This is a genomic window from Methanosarcina sp. (assembly GCF_035390745.1).
Lineage (GTDB): Archaea > Halobacteriota > Methanosarcinia > Methanosarcinales > Methanosarcinaceae > Methanosarcina.
In genome coordinates this window covers 1-1,835 of record NZ_DAOOUJ010000135.1, presented here as the reverse complement: position 1 = coordinate 1,835, position 1,835 = coordinate 1, and the positions used below count along the sequence as shown (strand labels likewise).

The 1,835-nt window shown below is 37.4% G+C and carries 2 protein-coding genes; both read left to right on the top strand.

What is annotated here, in order from left to right; genetic code table 11:
• The coding region (locus tag PLL47_RS14860; RefSeq protein ID WP_324447360.1) for a DUF1646 family protein at positions 1 to 194 on the top strand (194 nt) is incomplete at its 5' end.
• A gap of 620 nt (positions 195 to 814) precedes the next feature.
• On the top strand, positions 815 to 1,835 hold a 1,021-nt coding region (locus tag PLL47_RS14855), incomplete at its 3' end, for a DUF1646 family protein (RefSeq protein ID WP_324447358.1).

The following is a 1,835-nucleotide window of genomic DNA, read 5'->3' as shown; positions in this document are numbered from 1 at the left end:
GTGAAATCCAGATAAAGAGCATCCTTATGGGATTATTAATTGCAGGTGGAATGCTTATCCCAGGAAACATCCCGAACATTATCTCTGCAGGCAAATTAGGTATCACCAGCAAGGAATGGGCGAGGCTTGGAGTACCAATGGGGCTTGTCGCAATGACTGTCTATTTCGTAATTATTTTTGTGGCTAAGATCTAAGCTCGAAATATACCCATCTAACTTAAAAAGATCCAGTTTCAAATCCAGTGAAGAACATAACACAAAAATCCTGGATTTGGAACCTATTTTAATCTCGCTTTTAGATAATGAGTAATGGACTAAAGTTTTAATTTATCCTTCTCAACTTGTAAAAGTAATAAACTTGAAGAGATCCTCTTTTTCTATTTTCTTCTCAGAACTCTCACCCTAATTTAAAATTGAGAGAAACTAATTTGTTGAAATCCAACTATCCTTTATTTATTCATTTGTTTTTCTTTTCTATGGAATTATATTTTTATTTTTTTCTGTGGATAATATTTTAGGTTATATTCATGCTAATCATTTGGGAGAATCCATCACAAATATATCAATTGAGCTAAAAAAACACTTTCTATAGACCTATAATAATTAATCTTCAACAAGTTATTGAGTAGAAAAAGGTTAATTTTTTATGAGAACGAGGAAGCTGAATTCCATTTCAAGGGAAAATATATTATGGAAGAATATATAATAACTCAGGCTTTTATAAGGCAAAAAATTCAGGACTCAAAGCGTTCAATAGTAGATGAATTTTACAGGTGTTTATTCTTTAGAATTATAGTTTAAGGAGGAAAAAAGTAATGGCTCTTGAACCAGGAATTTTAGCTGGGTTTCTTGTAATATTCCTGGCCGTATTGCTCGGCCCTTTCAAAATACATGTTATTGAGGAAAATCTGGAACCATTTCTGCTTGTTTGCGGAATCGCAGCAATGACCCTTTCAGGTTTTGTCGAAATCCCGGGTAACGAGACCGGCTGGCGCATGGAAATCATCGAAGAAGCATTTACTGCACCGCTGCACGTTGGAGATATATTTGGTATTCCAATAGGTATATTCCAGATAGTGCTGGTTGTCGGCTTGATTATCTATAAATGGCATGAGCCGATTCACAAAGCAATCAGAAAATTGACTGATATGCTTTCTGTAAAGGTCCTGGGTTTTCTTCTCATTGTTGTTCTCGGTCTATTTTCCAGTGTAATGTCGGCTATTCTTGCGTCAATTATTCTCGTTGAAGTGGTTAATGCAATGCCTCTCTCTCGAAAATCCAAGATAGACCTTACAATCGTTGCATGTTTCTCAATTGGTCTTGGCGCTGCACTGACCCCTCTCGGAGAACCTCTTTCAACAATCGCGATTTCAAAGTTAGCTGGCGAGCCTTACAACGCTGATTTCATGTTTTTGTTTAACATGCTTGGTAAATATATCCTTCCAGGCATCCTTGTGTATGGTGTTATTGGAATGTTTTTCCTTGGAAAAGCTGATCCAAAAGACCAGGGCATGAAAGCATCCGAGTATAACGAGACCGTGAAGGACGTTGTAATGAGGGCTGTCAAAGTTTATGTTTTTATCATGGCTCTGACATTTCTGGGAGACGGTTTCAAGCCTCTTATCCTTGAGTACTTCATTAAAATTCCTTCAGGTATTCTTTACTGGGTAAACATGGTTTCGGCTATTCTTGACAATGCTACCCTTGCAGCTGCAGAAATAGGACCTGCTCTTAGCGAAATTCAGATAAAGAGCATCCTTATGGGATTGTTAATTGCAGGCGGAATGCTGATTCCAGGGAATATCCCGAACATCATCTCTGCAGGAAAACTTGGTA